Genomic DNA, 19,540 nt, shown 5'->3' with positions numbered 1-19,540 from the left:
AATATAACGTGTTTTCAATAATTAGTGAATGGAGCTATCAACTCATGTCTCCTTTAATAGATGTCGCGAATGCTACGAAATCAGTACCTCTTTTATTTGCGTTTTTATTAGGCATTGTAGGTACACTTGCTCCTTGCCAATTAACAGGAAACATTAGCGCTATTACACTTTATGGAAATCAATCTTTACAAAAGGGACATACCTGGAAACATATACTGTTATTCATTTTAGGAAAAGTAATAGCTTTTACGACACTTGGACTTTTAGTCTGGTTATTAGGAAAAGAAATTCAACAAACATTAACTTTGTATTTCCCATGGTTACGCAAACTGATCGGACCTTTATTAATAATAATAGGTCTAATATTATCAGATATTATAAGAGGAAGAAATTTCTTCTCTACCCTTTTCCCTATTAAATTTATTCGAAAACAAAATGAAGTCAGCTCATTTTTACTTGGTTTTTTCTTTTCTTTAGCTTTCTGTCCGACTATGTTTGTGCTATTTTTCGGAACGTTACTCCCTTTATCTTTACCCTATAATTACGGGTACTTGTTTCCTACATTCTTTTCGATAGGAACTGCTCTGCCTATCGTCGTATTAATGTCCATCATCTCCTATCTAGGATTAAATGGGGCACTACTTAAAAAGAGCCGAAAAATAGGAAAAAACATTCAACGTATAGCCGGTGTTCTCCTTATTTTAATCGGACTTTATGATACTGCTCTATATTGGTAATACATACAAAAAGGTAAGTTCAATTCATTTGAACTTACCTTTTTTAAAAATTATATTTAACTCTTCTACATGTCCTTTTGCTTCATCTCCCACTTTTTATACAGTAGTACTGTACCAAATAAAAATACTCCCGCAACAAATGGAGCTACTGGTAACATTTTTATCATTTCATCAGGAAATACGAGTGGCAATAATGGAAATGCATACGCTGCTGGAATACGTACTCCAACGATTTTTAATAAAATAACCATTAATATCATATTTAATAACGTGACTACAATCCATGAATCAATTGCAAAATACAATAAAGTTCCAACAGTTGCCGATGCAGTTAATACTAATATTTGTTTAAAAGCCATTTTTTCATTATACATCGGCTTTTGAAGTGATTCATACACAACAACTAATATTGGTGGAATAACTGCTAATTGTTCATAACCAGTTATCCAGCATAAACTGATCCATACGAAATTTAGTATTAGAAATACAGTCATATATTTATACTGTATTTGCACTTTTCGCTCAATACCGTTGTTCAATTTAAATATAAGAACACCTATCATTAAAATAAATGTTAAAGCAAATACCGCGATAACAAATGACCATTCCGTCGCATTTGTTACTAACGGTAATAAACCTGTCGCAATGGATGGTGCTAAATTGGATTGAATAACACATAAAAACAACATCATTAATATAAGTGTTAAGCTAACTTTTCCTATATAGGAAATATCCATTTGATTCACTGCAAAACCAATAACAGCTGTTATTGACGGTGCAATAAAGATTTTTTCTGGTTGTCTTAACCATCCTGGCTCGCGATACGCCCATAAAGCAATTGCCATCGCTGCTATTTCCGGCAAAATGACTTCCGGATCATTTAATAACACACCAGCTGTTACCATAGCTAAAATAAATAAAATAGCAATCGTATATGAGATGATTGTTTCTTTCTTTGAAATTACTGCATTCATTATTGCATACTCCTTTTTACTTATTACTTTCATAATGTAAAACAACAACTCTTTATACCCTACCATAGTATTGTATATTAGCATCTTTTCTATTTCAAGTATTAGTATTCATTTACATCCTCTCTCATCCATACACATACAAAACAAAGCATTTTATAGACATTGACACTTATTAAAAGATAGGTTACAATAACTATACATTAGTAAGTAGCTAATGTAATTACATCTAACTAGAGGTGAAACAAATGAAAAACATTTTATTCCGTATTAACGAATTGTCAAAAAAAGAAAAAGCGAATGGATTAACAGTTGATGAAAAACAAGAACAACAAATGTTGCGCCAAAACTATACACAAACATTTCGTGGAAGCTTAGATTCCATTTTATTAAACACAAAAATTGTTGATCAAAATGGTCTTAACGTTACACCTGCTGCATTACAAGATGCTCAAATACGTTTAAAATTAAGCAAATGAGTTCCGCGCTAAAGAATTCTAATAAAACATAAAAAGAGCTGGATTTCCTATATAGAAATTCCAGCTCTTTTTATTGTCTTTTTTAATTTAGTAAACGAGCGATACATCGCAATTCTCCACGACACAATCATCGCAAATGCAAGTAAGAAAAACATGCCGCTTAACTCTGCCAAATCAATTGATTGGCTTAAATATGACTTTAATGCCACGCGTACAGCTAATAAGCCTACTAAAATAAATATGAATGCTTTTGACGGTTTCATAAATATATGTTCGCCTTTTATTTCGAACTTAGTTGTTTTAATAAGAAAAATAGAAAAGATAAGCCCTATACTAATTGCCTCAACTATTTCTAACGATGTTAATCGAAACTCTGGTAAAAAGTACATCGTTGCGCCTGTACTCATAAAAATTGGCGGCAATATAATTTTCTTTTTCGTTACCGGCTTTTTCGCTGCTTTAAAGCGCAGAAACATGACACCAACAGCCATACAAACCGCTAAAATACTTGATAAAAGTGCTATCATACTCTTCCCACTCCTATCTATTTAAAAGACTTTTTGAGCAAAATCATAAACCAAACGAGCCCGACACTTATAATAACATGACCTAATCCAGCCATATGGCTTAAACCGTAAAAGTCAGTTCCATTTACTTGTAGAAGACCTCTCCATAGCATTGTAGCAATAGTAAAGATTACTCCTACATTATAAACAACAAACCATGCACAAAAGCTCTTTGTTTCTTGTACATGAAACACTTTACATAAGGCTAAAGCAATTAAAAAGAATACAAAACCGAGCACTAATACATGTGTATGCACTAATTGCAACATTGTGGATCCTTTAATTCCTTGTGCTTTCGAATACTCTCTTGCAAATACACCTGATAATAAACCAATAATTAAGTAAATAAATGCCGCATTATATAATTTCTTCATTCTATTCCTCCTGTTGTAAACTTTCTATATTCGCTGCAATTATTTTAAGCAAAGTTTATGAACGGAGTATGAACAAAATATTACATTCAATTTTTGAAAATAAAAAAGCCATTCCACAAATAATAATTGTAGAATGGCTTTTCAATTTATTTTAAATCTTCTATTGAGAAAGCACCTGGCAGTAACTGCTCAACAGTCACTTCTTTTTCATCACCTTTTACATTCGTTAATAATACAGGCATTTTCGGATCACAGAATTCAGCAATTACTTGTCTACACGCACCACATGGTGAAATCGGTCCATCAGTTTCTCCTGTAATAACTAAGTAACTAAAATCGCGCTCACCTTCTGATACTGCTTTAAATATTGCTGTTCTTTCTGCACAGTTACATAAACCGTAAGAAGCATTTTCTATATTACAACCAGTATAGATTTTCCCTTCTTTCGTAACTAACGCTGCGCCAACAGGAAATTTAGAATACGGAATATACGCTTTCGATAACATCTTGTTTGCTTCTTCAATATATTTTTTCTTACCCATATTATTTCCCCCTCAAAGTAAACGAAATGATGATTAGTCAGTAATAACTGTATGAACTAATTTAGGAGCCACTGCTGTTTCAGCGATAGAGATGTTCTCATAAATTTTTGCTTTTACATCTTCTACATTTTCACGATTTGCGTAGATTGTTACGAATGGCTCGCCTTCTTTTACTGCATCGCCAACTTTTTTACGTAACATTAATCCTACTGCTAAATCGATTTCATCTTCCTTCGTTGCACGACCTGCACCAAGTAACATAGCTGCAATACCAATCTCATCTGCAACAATGTTAGAAATAACACCTGAAGTTTTTGCAGGTACATCAATTACATACTTCGCCTGTGGCATTTTTTCTGGATTGTCTACAATTGAGCTATCTCCGCCTTGATTGCTTAAGAACTCTTTAAACTTCTCAGTTGCTTTTCCGTTTTTCATCACTTCAATTAGCATTTCACGAGCTTCTTCTAACGTATTTGCTTTTTTCGCAAGTACGACCATTTGGCTACCTAATACAAGTACTAATTCTGTTAAATCTTCTGGACCTTCACCTTTTAACGTATCAATCGCTTCTTTTACTTCTAGAGCGTTACCAATCGCAAAACCAAGCGGTTGTGACATGTCTGAAATAACAGCCATAGTTTGACGTCCTACATTATTTCCGATACGTACCATTGCATGTGCTAATTCTTTTGCATCTTCTTCTGTTTTCATAAATGCACCAGCACCTGTTTTTACATCAAGTACGATTGCGTCAGCACCTGCTGCAATTTTTTTACTCATAATTGAACTTGCAATGAGAGGAATTGAGTTAACCGTTCCTGTTACATCGCGTAATGCATAAATCTTTTTATCTGCAGGTGTTAAGTTTCCTGTTTGTCCAATAACAGCTACTTTGTCACGGTTTACAATATCAATGAACTGCTCTTTCGTAATTTCAACGTGGAATCCTTCTACCGCTTCTAATTTATCAATTGTTCCGCCTGTATGTCCTAAACCACGACCAGACATTTTTGCTACTGGTACATCTAAAGCAGCTACTAATGGTCCTAATACTAATGTTGTCGTATCACCAACACCGCCAGTTGAATGTTTATCTACTTTAATTCCTTCAATTGCTGACAAGTCGATCGTTTCACCAGACTCAACCATCGCCATCGTTAAATCTGCACGTTCGCGATCTGTCATATCTTTAAAGAAGATTGCCATTGCAAGCGCACTCACTTGATAATCAGGAATACTTCCGTCTGTATATCCATTAATAAAGAATTTGATTTCTTCAGTCGTTAATTCTTTGCCGTCACGTTTTTTTGCAATAATATCTACCATTCTCATTACAATCACCATTCCTTTTTATATGATACGAATCTATTAAAATAATAAGCCAACGATTGTTGCTGATAAGAAACTTACTAATGTTGCACCGAATAGTAATTTCAAACCAAATCTTGCGACTACATTCCCTTGCTTTTCATTTAAGCTCTTAACCGCCCCTGCAATAATCCCAATTGAAGAGAAGTTTGCAAATGAAACTAAGAATACAGATATAATCGCTGTCGTTCTATCTGAGAAATTAAAGTTTCCTTGTGCTAAATCTGTCATAGCGACAAATTCATTCGATACTAATTTTGTTGCCATAATATTTCCGGCATTAACTGCTTCATGCCAAGGTACACCCATAATAAATGCAAATGGTGCAAATACATAACCAAGAATTTCTTGGAATGAAATACCGATTACACCTTTAAATACTGCATTAATGAATGCGATAAGAGCAACGAAACCGACTAACATAGCTGCTACTGTAATCGCAACTTTAAATCCATCAATAATGTATTCCCCTAATACTTCAAAGAAAGTCTTTTTCTCTTCTTCTTGTACTTCTAACATATCTTCTTCCTCAGTAACTTCATACGGGTTAATGATAGAAGCAATGATGAAGCCACCGAATAAGTTAAGCACTAAAGCGGTTACAACATATTGCGGTTTTAATAACACCATATATGATCCGACGATAGACATTGAAACGGTAGACATTGCAGATGCACATAATGTATACATTCTTTTCTCTGGCAATAACCCTAATTGTTTCTTAACTGAAATAAACACTTCAGATTGTCCTAAAATCGCAGAAGCAACTGCATTATATGATTCTAGTTTCCCCATTCCATTTACTTTACTTAATGCTAGACCGATAGATTTCACAATAATAGGTAATACTTTAATGTGTTGCAAAATACCTATTAAAGCTGATATAAATACGATTGGCATTAATACACTTAAAAAGAACGAAAACTCTTTTTGATTTACTAATCCACCAAATACGAAATTCACACCATCAGCGGCATATTTTAATAACTCTCCAAAACCATCTGCTATTCCGCTAATTAATATATTCCCTACACTTGTATTTAATAATAAAAACCCCAAAATAAATTGTAATATAACCATCGTTATGATTGGGCGATATTTGACTTTCTTTCTATTATTACTAGCAAGCCAAGCGATACCTAAAATCAATACGAGGCCAAAAATACCAATTAAGTATTTCATAAGCCGTCTCCTCCCATTCGTATCCGCTTACATTTTTTTCAATTATTAAAGCAATAGATACACTTTACTTTGTGTATCTATTGCTCTTCACTTCATTAATGATTAGTAGTTATCTGTAGCACCTTTTGCATCATTTAATACGATTGCAACACTAGCACTTGCTCCAACGCGAGAAGCTCCAGCAGCTACCATTTTGTCTGCATCTTCACGTGTACGAACACCGCCAGATGCTTTTACACCAACGTTTGGTCCTACTGTTTTACGCATTAATGCGATATCTTCAGCAGTTGCTCCGCCAGTTGAGAATCCAGTTGAAGTTTTTACGAAGTCAGCACCAGCTTTTACTGATAATTCACAAGCGCGTACTTTCTCTTCATCTGTTAATAGGCAAGTTTCAATGATTACTTTTACAAGAGCTTTTCCTTTTGCTGCTTGTACTACTTCATAAATGTCTTTTTCAACAAGTTCGTTGTCACCATCTTTTAAAGCGCCTACGTTGATTACCATATCAACTTCAGTTGCACCTTTTGCAATAGCATCTTTTGTTTCAAATGCTTTTGTTTCAGTCGTGCTTGCTCCTAATGGGAAACCGATTACAGTACAAACGTCTACATCATGTCCAGCTAGTTCATCAGCCGCTAATTTTACCCATGTTGGGTTAATACAAACAGAAGCGAATTTATATTCCTTTGCTTCTTCGATTACTTTCATAACATCTTCTTTAGTAGTATTAGCTTTTAAAATTGTATGGTCAATTAACTTTGCAATGTTCATTATCTTCACTCCTCATATCTTTTAACAACTTCATTCTAACTCTTAGTTGAACAAATGTAAATACACTTTTGAAATTTTGTTCATTCTTTTTTAAAAGGAATTTTCTTGTAGTAAATAAAGCGCATTCTAACAAAGAACATTTCAAATATATAATCAAAATTTTTATGTTAACAATGGTAGTATGTATCTCCATATCCATAATTATTTTTAAAAAGGCAATTTGTGTTCAAAAAAACTCCTATCATTCATACATAACAAAATAAAAGGCGTTCTCAAAATTAACATCTTGAGAACGCCTTTTATTTCTAATCTTTTTGATAATGTAACAATTCTTTTGCTGTATGCTGATCGATAATTAATACATTTGCATACCCGCCACGTAACGCACCATCAATTGCTTTGATTTTTCTATTACCACCTGCAACTAAAATAGAGCGTTTCTTTAATTTCAGTTCTTCTAACTCAATTCCAATGGTCCGCTTATTAATTTCTTCACTACTAATATTTCCGTCCCCATCAAAGAATCGTGAACAAATGTCACCGACCGATTGTTTTTTGAGCAAACTCGTTTCATCCTTATCAAAATAACCTAATCGGAATAATAGCGCTTCGTCTCGCACTGTTCCTACAGTAAAAATTGCAATATTCGCTTGTTTCCCCATTTCGATAATGTGATGAATATGTCGATCCTGCTCTACTAATTCTTTTGTCACTGCATTATCAAATATAACTGGAAGGGGGAGATTTCTTGGCGTCGTTTGAAAAGCATCTGCAAATAAAGCGATTGTTTCATTCGCATATGTATTTACACTCGAATGACTAATACCACCTTTTAACTGAACAACCTCTACCCCTTTTACATGTTGCGGTACGATTTTTCTAGCGATTTCATACATCGTCATTCCCCAGCTTACACCAACAATATCACCGTTTTTAACCGTCTTTTCCATATACTCAGCTGCATATTTGCTAATATACTCTGTAATCGTTGCATATTCCGGAACTGGAGAAAATACAACATGTGCCTCTAATAAGTTATACTTTTCTTTCAGTAAATTCCCGACGTTATCTAAATCCGCAAATGGATCAGCGATGCTAATTTGAACAAACCCTTTTTCTTTCGCGTACTTTAACAATCTAGAAATTGTTGGTCTTGAAATATTTAATTTGTTAGCAATTTCTTGCTGACTATAATCTGATTGATAATATAATCTTGCAACTTCAACGCTTAATTGTTGTTTATCTTTTTCCATAGTAACTCATTACAAATCCCTTCCTGTATTTCCCTTTCGTTACAAGCATTATACAGCTTTATGCAAAAAAATTCGACTACCGAATTTTATCTATCTGAACTTCTACTACACTTAATATATAATGAAAACTTATTGTGTAGATTTACAAACTCAATATAGATACGCTTGAAACATGTAAATCAATTAACATTTAATTCACATTTTTTCTGTAGTAACGATAACAAAGCCGTTCAATAAGAAACATGAAACATCATCTAAAAACTATTCAAATACCCCTTATAAACAGAAGTTACTATTTATAAGGGGTATTTACTCAATTTAATTTTATAAAAATTGGATGGAAACAATGCAAGTTCTCACTTATTTAGAATAAGTGAAAAGATGATGTTTTATTTGTTCAATAAAATAATGATGGTGTATATTATCGTTAGATACTCGACTTGCCATAATAGCCCCCTCCATTGAAGAGGCAAGAAAGGAAGCGAGTGATATAACCTCTATATCTTCTTTAAATTCTTGTTTCTCTATTCCTTCTTTTATGAGAGAAGCCATTAACATTACTGTATCATCATAACCTTTTGCTGCTGCTTTTTGTAATTCTGGAAATACTCCAGTACTTTCAATGGCACTATTAAGTAATGGACAGCCTCCAGCAATAGGAGGATTATTAGCTGCATCTTGATATACAAGGAAAATTGCAAGGATTTTATCAATTGCTGTCTTTTTATTTTCCATTGCTTTATGAAAATGACTCCACATAATCTCACCACTTTTGTCGTAGGCAGCAAGGACAATTTCTTCTTTACTTTTGAATCTACGATAAATAGATCCTTTAGGTAGTTCAGTAGCTGTCATTATATCCTGGATGGATGTGCGAGTTATCCCATTAGTATTAAATAAATATAAAGATGTTTCAATAATTTTTTCTTTAACCTTATCAACTTTAGTCATGCTTTGTAATCCTCCTAATGAAAACGATCCTAATATTCTAGGTAATGTTTACCCTCTATTTTCTTAATTTTTTTGTAAGTATAAATAAGTTTGGAACAGAAATATCTTATCAATCCCTATCTTATGGAAACCTCAAACAATACAGTTTGAAAAGAAGTTAATCAAATTGTATTACCTACATAAATTAAGTGAATTTTCCGTCAAAACAACATGACCAATTGTTTAATTCAGTCATATTATACAACTAATTTTATCTAAAATCGTAGAGGTGTAAAAATATATAGTTAATTTTAATGTATAGACATATGATTATTATATATAATTTTTATCAATATGTTTAGCTAAAGTGTTTGAACTACTCCCACTTTCACTTCATTCTATAAAAGATTAACCATTAATGATTACTGGAATTAAATTGTAACAAAGCAACTGAAATATAAATATATTTGCTTTTTTCCATTTTGATTTTGTTAATACTTTATAAAAAGGGTTTAAAAAACTAGAAACTTGTAGTATCATTAGATTTCGATTCAGACCGAACCGTCCGGTTTAGAATCTTATATAAATATATTTAGAAGGAGAGCGTTATGCAGAAAGAAAAATCAAAAATTATAGGTAATTTAATTATGGGGGCAATACAGTGAACTTTATAAAAATGAATAAAAAAGAAATCATTATGCTAATAATCTTTACACTGTTTGTACCATTTCAAATTGGCTTGTACATACTATTTGGCATATCACTTTTAGCTAATGTCAATTTAGTTGAATCAGAATTTGTTCTTAGTGCCATCGGTTTTACTGTACCTGCTATTGTAGGAATCATTTACTTTAGGAAAGAAATTATTGAAAGTTTTACTTATTTTAAAGAGAAGACAATTTTGAAAATAGTAAGTATTCCTATGGTAGTTTTATTTACGTTAATTGTGGAACAGTGTGTTATGCATTTTCTAGCAACTGGTCAACCAGAGAACCAAGAGCAGCTCCTTGAAACGGGTGCAGAGGTACCTCTTGTATTTACATTGCTTGTATTTGGTATTCTGGGTCCAATACTTGAAGAAATTGTGTTTCGCCACATATTAATAAATCGTTTTTCTTACCATATTGGTACTGCTATTGCATCTATCATTTCGATTATGATTTTTACACTTCTTCATACGAACCAACTTTCGGATATTGCTATTTATTTACCTGGATCGTTGATACTTACTGCGGCTTATCTTATTTCTAAAAGATCCATTGCATATGTTATAGCGATACATATGTTAAACAATTGCCTTGCTTTCATTCTGTAAGAAACTAGACTTGTTTCTGATGCCAAAAATATTCTATGTTTCTATCAAGCATTTTTGGCACCAGAACTACTTTTTCTATGACATAAGAAAGCTAATCAAAAATTATAAAATATTAGGAGAGTGTCAGTCATGATTGTAACAACAACTTCTGGAATTCAAGGTAAAGAGATTATTGAGTATATTGATATTGTAAATGGTGAAGCTATTATGGGTGCAAATATTGTCCGCGATGTATTCGCTTCCGTTCGTGATGTTGTAGGTGGCCGTGTTGGTGCTTATGAAAGTAAACTAAAAGACGCTCGTGATATTGCAATGGGCGAAATGAAAGAACTTGCAAAAGAAAAAGGTGCGAACGCTATCGTTGGTATTGACGTAGATTTCGAAGTTGTTCGTGATGGAATGTTAATGGTTGCTGTCAGTGGTACAGCTGTGCGTATATAAGTAAATAAAAAAACGGTTCCTCTTGGAATTTATACTTTGAGGGGAAATCCTGATTCTGTTGCAGATTTTAAAGAATAAAACGAGAAATAATCAACTTTTTTATTTCTCGTTTTATCTACATATTTATTTTTGGAAAAACAATCTAACTCCAAATACTAATAATACGGCGCCTGTAATACCCTCTATTGTACGGTTCACTCTTTCTTTTCTTAAAAAAGTTCTTAATTGACGTATGAGTGAGATGTAAAGTAAATACCATATTGCTGTCAAAGTCGTAAATGTGAGTCCTAACAAAAGAAATTGGAAGAAATGATTTTGATTACTCACAATAAATTGGGGTAAAAAACTAAGGAAAAATACAGCGGTTTTTGGATTTAAAATTGCCGTAGTAAATCCTTGTCTAAAGCTTTTAATTGCCCCAATATCCTTAGAGTCCATTTCTGCTGAACCTGACATATCTTCTTTTTTATGTAAGGCACTTTTAATTGACTTTACAGCTAAATAAATTAAATAAACAGCCCCAGCATATTTTATAAATGTAAATAACATAGCAAATTTCATTAAGATAGCAGAAAGTCCTAACGTAGCCATTATTGTATGAATCATCATTCCAGATATCGTTCCTAAAACAGTCTTTATCCCGCCATTTTTACCATGCGAGATAGTATTTTTTGTAACTAGCGCAAAACCAGGACCAGGCATGATTATGATTAACATTGCTGTAAGGATAAATAACAAATAATTTTCCATGTTGTAGTATTTCCTCTCCAATTTTTAGTTTTGCTTACAGTATAGCTTTTTTCATTAAAACATTACATATAAAAGACTTGATCAGAAATTTATTTAGGTTATTCGTATCAATTTGATTAACTATTACCCAATAGCCACATTGATAAAACACATGACAAACTTATATATAATTGCAAGCTCAACTCTCACAAAAAACAGGATAAAAAATAAACAGCAGAACTAGTCCACTGTTTACTTTGCCACACCTTCATGTAATTTTTCTGTATAATCCTTTACATCTTTCCAGCTATCTTTCGCTGTATGTAAATCTTCTTTTATAAACGTAAACTCTTCCGGACTAATTCCTTTTACGTTTTGTAATAAATTATTATACTTTGCACCTACTGTATACCATTGATTTGATATGTTTTGTAGTGCTGTAATTGCTGCATCAATTGTTTCTGTCATGTTTGTTGTTTTATTTTTTACATCAGTCAAAATTACGACTTCTGCTTGTGCTCCTGAAATTCTATCTTTTAAATTGGCGATTTCTCTTTCTGCATTTGCGATATCTTTTTTCGCAACCGCAATCATCGGCCCGCCAGCAAGACATGTTATTAGAGCTACGCAAAGTACGCCACCAGCAATGACCATATCATTACTCTTTTTAATCGAATCGTTATATGTATTTATTTGTTGCTCTAGAGCTGGAATACCAGCATTCGTACTTGCCAATATCGCTGTTAACTGATTTGTATCCTCTTTGAAACTATTTGTATCTTTCGCCATTCTATCGCGAAAAGCTTTCAAATTTCCTAATAATCCATCTACCTCATTTTGATTCTTTACAATATCCGCATACAACTTTTCTAAATCCGCTTTTAATTTTCCACTATCCTTTTGATCAATCGCTATTAACATGTCATTATAATACGATTGAAAAGTATTATTGTAATTTATAATATTTTGATCTGTTTTCATAATTTGAGGCTTCATATTATTTAACCAATATGCTGCATTAATTTTTGCATCTCTTTGATGCTGAATCATATTCCCTTTAAATTCACTATTAATCGAACTTATTTTACTTAAATCCGTCTCTTGTTGATTTTGAATTAATTTTGCATATGAATCCATTGCAAATATGCTTGATGTCGTTTGTGCCATTACATCTTGGAATCCTGCTGGTCCAAGAGAATAGTTTTTCACATTTTCTTGTAGCACCGTTACATTTTGTTCTGCTGCAAAAGGATGTAAAGGAAATGCGTTACTCGTTGCCACCCCAGCAATCATTACCGCTAAAAGACATTTTTTATAAAATCGTTTCTGCATATTTTTCACCTATTCTCTTTATAAGGATATCAAAAGCTCCTGCTCACAACTGAACAGGAGCTTCAAATCATTCATCAACACTTAACGCCCTAACGATTCGTATTCGATTATGCTTTTTTCGTATCTACTACTTTAATATCTTCAGCATAAATCTTTTCTGCATAGTCTTTAATGTTTTTCCAGCTATCTTTCGCAATGTTTAAATCTTCTTTAATGAAAACAAGATCGTTTGGACTAATTGAATCCACATTTTGAAGTAAAGAATTGTATTTTGATCCCATTGTATACCATTGGTTTGAAATGTTTTGCAACGCTGTAATTGCAGTATCAATCGTATTTGTTAAATACTCAGTTTGTGTTTTAATGTTCGTTAACCCAGCTACTTCTAATTGAGCAGTTGTAATTTGTCCAGTTATTTTTTGAATTTCAGCTTGTGCATTGTCAAGTTCTTTCTTCGCTAATACGATACCAGCTGTACCACCGCCTACAGCTGCTGCACCACCTGCAATTAATGCGACTCCTAGCGGTGTTCCTGCGCCCGTAGCAATAACTACTGCACCACCAATAATTGCAATTGGTCCTAGAGCTGTCGCAACAGATGAACCGATAATAATTGCATTATATTTACTAATTGCTTCATTGTACGTTGTAATTTGATTTTGCAGAAGTGGAATCCCTGCATCTTGACTAGCTAATATAGATGTAATTTGATTTGCATCACCCTTGAAGTTTTGCGTATCCGACGTCATTTTATTTCGGAATTTTTTCAAGTCTTCTACTAACTGATCCACTTGCGCTTTATTTTCATTAATACTACTTGATAATCTAGTTAGGCCTTTCGTAAGAGTCGCTTTATCTTTTGCATCTACCGCAGCAACTAAAGTATCATAATAGTTTTGGAATTTTGTATTGTAGTTAATGATGTTTTGATTCGTTGAAATAAGCTGTGGCTTTAATACATCTAACCATTGCTTCGCATTTCCTCTAGCTGTATCTTGGTGCTGAATCACTTTTCCTTTTAAAGCTGCATCAACAGTCGATACATTTCCAAAGTTAACATTACCTTGTTTAATAATTGTTAAAGCATACAGATCCATTACTAAAGCATTTGAACCTGTTCTTTCCATTGCATCTTTCAAGCCTTCTGGTCCTAATGAATATTCTTCATAGTCATTATAAGCTTTTGCTACCGCATGAACTGGAGCTTGTTTCACTGTACTTTCAGCTGCATACGTATGAGCCGGCATAATATTTCCTGCTGCAAATACTGCCATAAGTGCTGATAGAGCCATTACTTTATATGGTTTTTTTGTCATTTTTCTTCTCTCCCTATATCGCTAATTATTTTTCTATTTAATGTACTTCAACGTTTGTAACGTAATCTTCAAATTGATTTGTTTGCTTATTCATTTCATCACTTACTTTTTTAATTTGATTAAAATGTTTTTGAAGTAAACTACTGTCTGTATACGTGCCTTCTTCAACATTTGTTTGAATTTGAATCATATTATTATTTAAAACTTTCCAATCCGTTAATAACGTTTCTAAAGTTGTAATTTGACGATCAATTAATTCTGTAAAGCTATTTACTTGATCTTCAACGAATGTAATTTGAGTCGCCTCTGCTTCAGTTTGTGATAACTTTTGAATAAGTGGCAATAACTCTTTTTGCTTTTGCTGAATGCGAAAAGCTGCTTCTCTCGTTTGACTATCTGCAGCATTTACAATTTCATTACTTAAAGTACCGATAGAAACAAAATCGATTGTTTTCGTTTGTGCAGTTTGATTTGTGATTGTAAATACTTGTTTACCGATATTAATAGAACCTTTAATGATTTCTTGAGGTCTATTCAAAATAGTAGTTAGTTCAGCTTGAATTTCCCCTTGAATTCTTTTAATATCTTCTCTTAATTTCACAATATCTCCACTTGATCCTTGCAGTGTTTTTATTGCTTCATCGGCTTTAATTGATAAGTTGTTACTATCTTTGTCTAATACTGTTTTAAATCGATTTAACTCTAATAAATCTTGCTCCATACTCTCTTGGATGCTCTGTACTTGCAATTGTAATTTTCCATATGCACTCATAAAATCTGTTTTTGCTTGCTGATCTTCATTTACATTTCCTGCTAGTTCATAGAGCTTACTATAATAACTATTGAATCTAGTGCTGTATCTCATCATCTCTTGATTTAAGTCAATTAGCTTCGGATTATATTCATCAATCCACTCTCGTACATTCGCCTTTGCAAACTTTTGATGATTCGTTAAGCTACTCATCGCATTTACCTTAATGTCTGGCTGTTGCAAAATAATTAATCCGTATGCTTGAATAAGCGGTGATTGTGATCCTAACATTCTAATTGAATTGGATAATGTATTTGGAGCAATTACATTTTGCGCATATACTGTTTTCACTTCCGTTTGCCCCTCCTTAGCGTAAGCGCTTACAGGAATGAAGCAACTCGTAGATACCGCTGTAACCAATAACCCTGTAATTAAAGTCTTTTTCACTTTAACTCCTCCTATGTATTAGCAACTATTACTATCGCATTTTATTATTCTATTTTCTTGCCCATAATTTGAGATGGTTAAAATAGAGAACGTTCTCAACGTGATCTATGTATGAACCACCTCTCTCGTATTGCTACAGTACTTACTTATCGTCACAAAACATTTCATTATTTTTCATATGTGTTTAGTATGAATAATATTGTATAAATTTTCTATTTCATCGAAATTCCCACATTCACACAGTGAATATATTACATAAAAATATTATTCATTTTAAACTAAACAACATACGTAAATATGAAATTTCATTTTGTTTTCATATAAGTTTTGTACTGTAAGGTCATTTAAACACAGCTGTTTATATATCGTAAAGAAGTATTTTCATTCCCTTTATTTTCAAGCTTTCATGTCCTTATTTCAAAATATAATCCGATTCACTTTATCGATTGAAATATCTACATATCACAACAGAAAACACTACTTTCAAATAACCAATGAAGTTATATTAGTATAATTTTTAACCCCATATGCAATTATGCATAGCATATACACAAAAAGGATAGCTTCATTTTCGCGAAGCTATCCTTAAAAAATTTTCTTATTTTTTCAAATGATATGGAACTGTCGTAATAACAACATTTCTTTTATAAAGTAAATACGCACGTATAAGTAAACTGGATTGATTATGAAGAATGTTATGCCAACCTTTTTTCGGAATGAACTGTGGTATAACGACCGTAACACGGTAATTCGATTCACTTGCCTTATATTGCACTGTATCGATAAACTTCGTTAGCGGCTGAATAATACTTCTATAATGAGAATGTAATGTAACAAGCCTTACTTCAGGTTGCCACTTCTTCCATTTCTCCTCAAATTTCTTTTCCTCTTCTCTGTCAAAAGCAACATATACTGCGATAACTTGATCTGCCGAAAGCGATTTCGCATAGTTCAATGAATTTTCTACTACATGCGTCATACCTGCTACAGGAACGACAATTACATTCCCCTCAATTGGAATAAGAGGCTCGCAAGTTTTTAAACTTAATTGATCACCCACTGCATCATAATGCTTCTTAATTCGATGGAATAAGAAGATAATAACTGGTAAGAAAATAAGAATCGACCAAACTTGTGCAAATTTAGTTAAAAAGAACATGCTCATTACGATAAAACTAATAACTGCACCAATTAAATTAACCGTTAATCTTAAAGCCCATCCTTCAGGCTTTTCGCGAAGCCATTTTAATACCATCCCTGTTTGAGAAAGTGTAAATGGAATAAATACACCTACTGCATATAGTGGAATTAAATGTTCTGTTTGCCCTTGGAAAGCTACAATTAAAATAATCGAAGCAACTCCAAGTATAATAATACCGTTTGAGTAACCTAGGCGGTCTCCTCTAATCGTAAACATTCTCGGTATGAATTTATCTTTTGCAAGGTTAACCGCTAATAAAGGAAATGCAGAATAACCTGTATTAGCAGCAAGAATTAATATTAAAGCTGTTGTACCTTGTATGAAATAGTACATGAAATTACGTCCAAATGTTTGTTCAGCAATTTGAGAAACAACTGTTACTTCTTTACTCGGAGTCACTCCGTAATAATAAGCTAAAAATACAATTCCTGAAAATAACACAGCAAGTAATGCACCCATTGCAAGCAATGTTTTTGCAGCATTGTTTGGCGCAGGATCTTTAAAGTTCGGAATTGCATTTGAAATTGCTTCAACACCTGTTAAAGCAGAACTACCTGATGCAAATGCTCTTAGTAATAAAAATAAACTAATCCCTGCAACTGGTGTACCAATTGGCGCATGTAAAGTGGGTGAAACATGACCAGTTAAAATATTATATATGCCCACACCAATTAATATAAATAGTGCTAAAACGAATAAATAAACAGGATATGCTAAAACGGAAGCTGATTCCGTTACTCCCCTTAAATTTAATATCGTAATTAATATAACAAATATAACCGCAATAATTACGTTGTGTGCATGTAAGCTAGGAAACGCAGACGTAATTGCATCTGTACCAGCGGACACACTTACCGCAACAGTTAAAATATAGTCAACTAATAAAGATCCTCCAGCAATTAAGCCTGGATTCATCCCTAAATTTTCTTTTGATACAACATACGCTCCCCCGCCATGCGGATAAGCAAAAATAATTTGACGATAAGATAAAATAAGGGCTGTCAATAATACTAATACCCCAACAGCGATCGGAATGGAATACCAATAAGCGATCGCTCCAACACCTGCTAAAGCAATTAAAATTTGCTCTGGACCGTAAGCAACTGATGACAATGCGTCAGAAGATAAAATAGCTAAAGCTTTCGTTTTATTAAGCTTTTGTTCTCCAAGCTCCGTTGATTTTAACGGTCTTCCAATTAAAAATCTTTTAATAGATGAAACCAATGCTGTCCACTCTCCAATAATTTTGTACGAACTTTTCTGCTTGTTGCAGCCAGTAAACTATTTACTCAGAAAACAAAAAATGTCTACAAGCCATAGCGAAATAGACTTGTAGACATTATTTTTTTTGTCGCACAAGCTCCACCTTCCTTCTCAATATAACGCTTACGAGGTTAGCTGTCGGATTCGGGCCTATGAGTAGCCCTACCTTTTTTAAGGATTCACCCCATCGGATTATGTACTAATCCGTAAAAACGGGTCCCCCGTACCATGCGGTTTCAGCGATTTAGAAAATTGAAACTGTGGATTATAATACTCCTTTATTTTCAAAAAGTAAACAAAAATTTTTAATAAGAAAAAAATTAAAATGATTGTGCATAATCCACTGAGAAATATACATAATGAATACTAAAAAATCCGCAAAGGAGACCCATATGTCTAAAGAAAAGAAGCCTATTTTTTCCGATTCATATTTAGATGCAGTAGCAAATGAAATTAATCAGTTATATGGTAAACGTGAACAGGAAATAAATTTGACAGATAGAACGAAAAGAAATAAATAATTTGTCATACAAAAAAATAAAAAAGATAGCAATACACTTATATATTGCTATCTTTTTTATTTTTTCATACATCTAATTCTATTACAGATCTGTTAAAGGTCATCTCTTCATACACCTTTAAATTTTGATATATAGTGCCTAATAATGGTGCCGCTATAGAAAATTGCTCTGCTACATCCAGTAAATATCCTTGCAAGTGCTTCCCTTCAATAAACGAACCCTTCTCCATATCACGTTGCATCGATGACTTCATATCATACGAAATTTTATCAATTGTTTTCATATGTTCCTGGGCAATATTAACCTTTATTGGAGCTCCTAATACTTTCATAATTTGTACAGATTCCTCAAATACATTACGGATAAAATCACGGCCGCCTTCACTTTCACGAATTGGTCCAATTGGTGCACGCATTAACGTTGTCACACCGGACATTACAGTAATAAATAAATATTTATGCCACATATCTTGCGTAATATTTTCACTTAAAACAAAACTAGATTTCGTACCTGCAAATGCTTTAGAAATATGCTTTACTCTCTCTGAATTTTGAGACTTAATTTCTCCAAACACAAGTCTGTTGGCAGCGCTAGTTTGTACAATTTCTCCTTGATCGTTTAACGTCGTCTCGATAAAGCATAAACCGCCAAGTACTTTTTCTTCGCCGAATTCTTTTTGTAATAGTGATAAATGAGCGATACCATTTAACAATGGAATGATTACAGTACCTTCGCCAACAAACGGCTTCAAATCTTGAATTGCCTCGTTTAAGTGATACGCTTTTGTTGAAAATAAAATGACATCAAATGGAGAAGTTCTCTCTTCCTTCGTTATTAATTTCGGTTGAAAGGAAAAATCCCCGTTAACACTTCGGATTACAAGTCCTCTTTCCTCTAATTGTTTTTTCCGTTTACTACGAACAAGAAATGTAACATCTTCTCCCTTTTCGACTAATCTGCCACCAAAAAATCCTCCGACTCCACCAGCGCCTAATACTAAAATCCGCATACAGCATCCCCCTTTTCAAAATACAATTTTATAACT

The 19,540-nt window shown here is 33.1% G+C and carries 20 protein-coding genes and 1 riboswitch; of the genes, 5 read left to right on the top strand and 15 right to left on the bottom strand.

Translation table 11 applies throughout. The annotated features are described in order from the left end of the window. The first annotated feature begins 8 nt into the window (after positions 1-8). Positions 9-737, top strand: coding sequence for an urease accessory protein UreH domain-containing protein (locus tag AC22L0_RS05565; protein ID WP_002061125.1), 729 nt, complete (start codon positions 9-11; stop codon positions 735-737). A gap of 65 nt (positions 738-802) precedes the next feature. Here the strand turns inward: AC22L0_RS05565 and AC22L0_RS05560 are convergent, their stop codons facing one another. Then, a complete protein-coding gene (locus AC22L0_RS05560) occupies positions 803-1,711 on the bottom strand; it encodes an HPP family protein (RefSeq protein WP_000994719.1) in 909 nt (302 codons plus the stop codon). A 245-nt stretch (positions 1,712-1,956) separates the two neighbouring features. Between AC22L0_RS05560 and AC22L0_RS05555 the strand changes: the two genes are divergently transcribed. Continuing rightward, positions 1,957-2,187, top strand: coding sequence for a DUF896 domain-containing protein (locus AC22L0_RS05555; protein WP_000789773.1), 231 nt, complete (start codon positions 1,957-1,959; stop codon positions 2,185-2,187). A gap of 47 nt (positions 2,188-2,234) precedes the next feature. On the opposite strand, the gene AC22L0_RS05550 is transcribed toward AC22L0_RS05555, so the two are convergent. The 8 genes from AC22L0_RS05550 to AC22L0_RS05515 form a co-directional block, all read right to left on the bottom strand. Continuing rightward, complete coding sequence (locus AC22L0_RS05550) at positions 2,235-2,714, bottom strand: CcdC family protein (protein WP_000561046.1); 480 nt, start codon at positions 2,712-2,714, stop codon at positions 2,235-2,237. A 17-nt stretch (positions 2,715-2,731) separates the two neighbouring features. Then, entirely contained in the window at positions 2,732-3,127 is a 396-nt protein-coding gene (locus tag AC22L0_RS05545) for a DUF2871 domain-containing protein (RefSeq protein ID WP_000737863.1), read from the bottom strand. Positions 3,128-3,273: 146 nt separating this feature from the next. After that, positions 3,274-3,669: a cytidine deaminase gene (locus tag AC22L0_RS05540; RefSeq protein ID WP_000516778.1), complete on the bottom strand. Its 396-nt coding sequence runs from the start codon at positions 3,667-3,669 to the stop codon at positions 3,274-3,276. A 33-nt stretch (positions 3,670-3,702) separates the two neighbouring features. Further along, the gene (locus AC22L0_RS05535; protein WP_001983022.1) at positions 3,703-5,004 is read right to left on the bottom strand and encodes a pyrimidine-nucleoside phosphorylase; all 1,302 of its coding nucleotides are present in this window, start codon (positions 5,002-5,004) and stop codon (positions 3,703-3,705) included. Positions 5,005-5,040: 36 nt separating this feature from the next. Then, complete coding sequence (locus AC22L0_RS05530) at positions 5,041-6,222, bottom strand: NupC/NupG family nucleoside CNT transporter (RefSeq protein ID WP_000876173.1); 1,182 nt, start codon at positions 6,220-6,222, stop codon at positions 5,041-5,043. Between the two features lie 102 nt (positions 6,223-6,324). After that, positions 6,325-6,996 carry a deoxyribose-phosphate aldolase gene (gene deoC, locus AC22L0_RS05525; RefSeq protein WP_001017441.1) on the bottom strand — a complete coding sequence of 224 codons (672 nt, stop codon included), beginning with the start codon at positions 6,994-6,996 and terminating at the stop codon, positions 6,325-6,327. 305 nt (positions 6,997-7,301) lie between these two features. Next, the gene (deoR, locus tag AC22L0_RS05520; protein WP_000409782.1) at positions 7,302-8,249 is read right to left on the bottom strand and encodes a DNA-binding transcriptional repressor DeoR; all 948 of its coding nucleotides are present in this window, start codon (positions 8,247-8,249) and stop codon (positions 7,302-7,304) included. A 360-nt stretch (positions 8,250-8,609) separates the two neighbouring features. After that, positions 8,610-9,200 (bottom strand): TetR/AcrR family transcriptional regulator, encoded by a 591-nt coding sequence (locus AC22L0_RS05515; protein ID WP_000169648.1) that lies wholly within the window; start codon positions 9,198-9,200, stop codon positions 8,610-8,612. A 640-nt stretch (positions 9,201-9,840) separates the two neighbouring features. Between AC22L0_RS05515 and AC22L0_RS05510 the strand changes: the two genes are divergently transcribed. Then, on the top strand, positions 9,841-10,494 hold the full coding sequence (locus AC22L0_RS05510) for a CPBP family intramembrane glutamic endopeptidase (protein ID WP_001009302.1): 654 nt from the start codon (positions 9,841-9,843) through the stop codon (positions 10,492-10,494). A gap of 129 nt (positions 10,495-10,623) precedes the next feature. Beyond that, entirely contained in the window at positions 10,624-10,935 is a 312-nt protein-coding gene (locus tag AC22L0_RS05505; RefSeq protein ID WP_487272165.1) for a heavy metal-binding domain-containing protein, read from the top strand. Between the two features lie 123 nt (positions 10,936-11,058). Here AC22L0_RS05505 and AC22L0_RS05500 read toward each other — a convergent pair whose 3' ends face one another. From AC22L0_RS05500 to AC22L0_RS05480, 5 genes are all read right to left on the bottom strand, one after another. Next, entirely contained in the window at positions 11,059-11,685 is a 627-nt protein-coding gene (locus AC22L0_RS05500) for a LysE family translocator (RefSeq protein WP_000432986.1), read from the bottom strand. 231 nt (positions 11,686-11,916) lie between these two features. Continuing rightward, positions 11,917-12,996 carry a non-hemolytic enterotoxin NHE subunit C gene (gene nheC, locus AC22L0_RS05495; RefSeq protein ID WP_001171989.1) on the bottom strand — a complete coding sequence of 360 codons (1,080 nt, stop codon included), beginning with the start codon at positions 12,994-12,996 and terminating at the stop codon, positions 11,917-11,919. Between the two features lie 107 nt (positions 12,997-13,103). Continuing rightward, a complete protein-coding gene (gene nheB, locus AC22L0_RS05490; RefSeq protein ID WP_000162975.1) occupies positions 13,104-14,312 on the bottom strand; it encodes a non-hemolytic enterotoxin NHE subunit B in 1,209 nt (402 codons plus the stop codon). A 37-nt stretch (positions 14,313-14,349) separates the two neighbouring features. Next, positions 14,350-15,510: a non-hemolytic enterotoxin NHE subunit A gene (gene nheA, locus AC22L0_RS05485; protein ID WP_000751832.1), complete on the bottom strand. Its 1,161-nt coding sequence runs from the start codon at positions 15,508-15,510 to the stop codon at positions 14,350-14,352. A gap of 598 nt (positions 15,511-16,108) precedes the next feature. Next, positions 16,109-17,935: an APC family permease gene (locus tag AC22L0_RS05480; protein WP_000254887.1), complete on the bottom strand. Its 1,827-nt coding sequence runs from the start codon at positions 17,933-17,935 to the stop codon at positions 16,109-16,111. A 144-nt stretch (positions 17,936-18,079) separates the two neighbouring features. Then, positions 18,080-18,226, bottom strand: a riboswitch (cyclic di-AMP (ydaO/yuaA leader). Positions 18,227-18,366: 140 nt separating this feature from the next. On the opposite strand from AC22L0_RS05480, the gene AC22L0_RS05475 reads away from it, so the two are divergent. Continuing rightward, positions 18,367-18,495, top strand: coding sequence for a hypothetical protein (locus AC22L0_RS05475; protein ID WP_000031873.1), 129 nt, complete (start codon positions 18,367-18,369; stop codon positions 18,493-18,495). A gap of 64 nt (positions 18,496-18,559) precedes the next feature. On the opposite strand, the gene panE is transcribed toward AC22L0_RS05475, so the two are convergent. Further along, a complete protein-coding gene (gene panE / locus AC22L0_RS05470; protein WP_001221896.1) occupies positions 18,560-19,504 on the bottom strand; it encodes a 2-dehydropantoate 2-reductase in 945 nt (314 codons plus the stop codon). Positions 19,505-19,540 lie beyond the last annotated feature (36 nt).

The organism is Bacillus sp. LQ01, from assembly GCF_057624735.1.
Note: the sequence above shows the minus strand (reverse complement) of the source record. Positions and strands in the feature narration are given on the sequence as shown.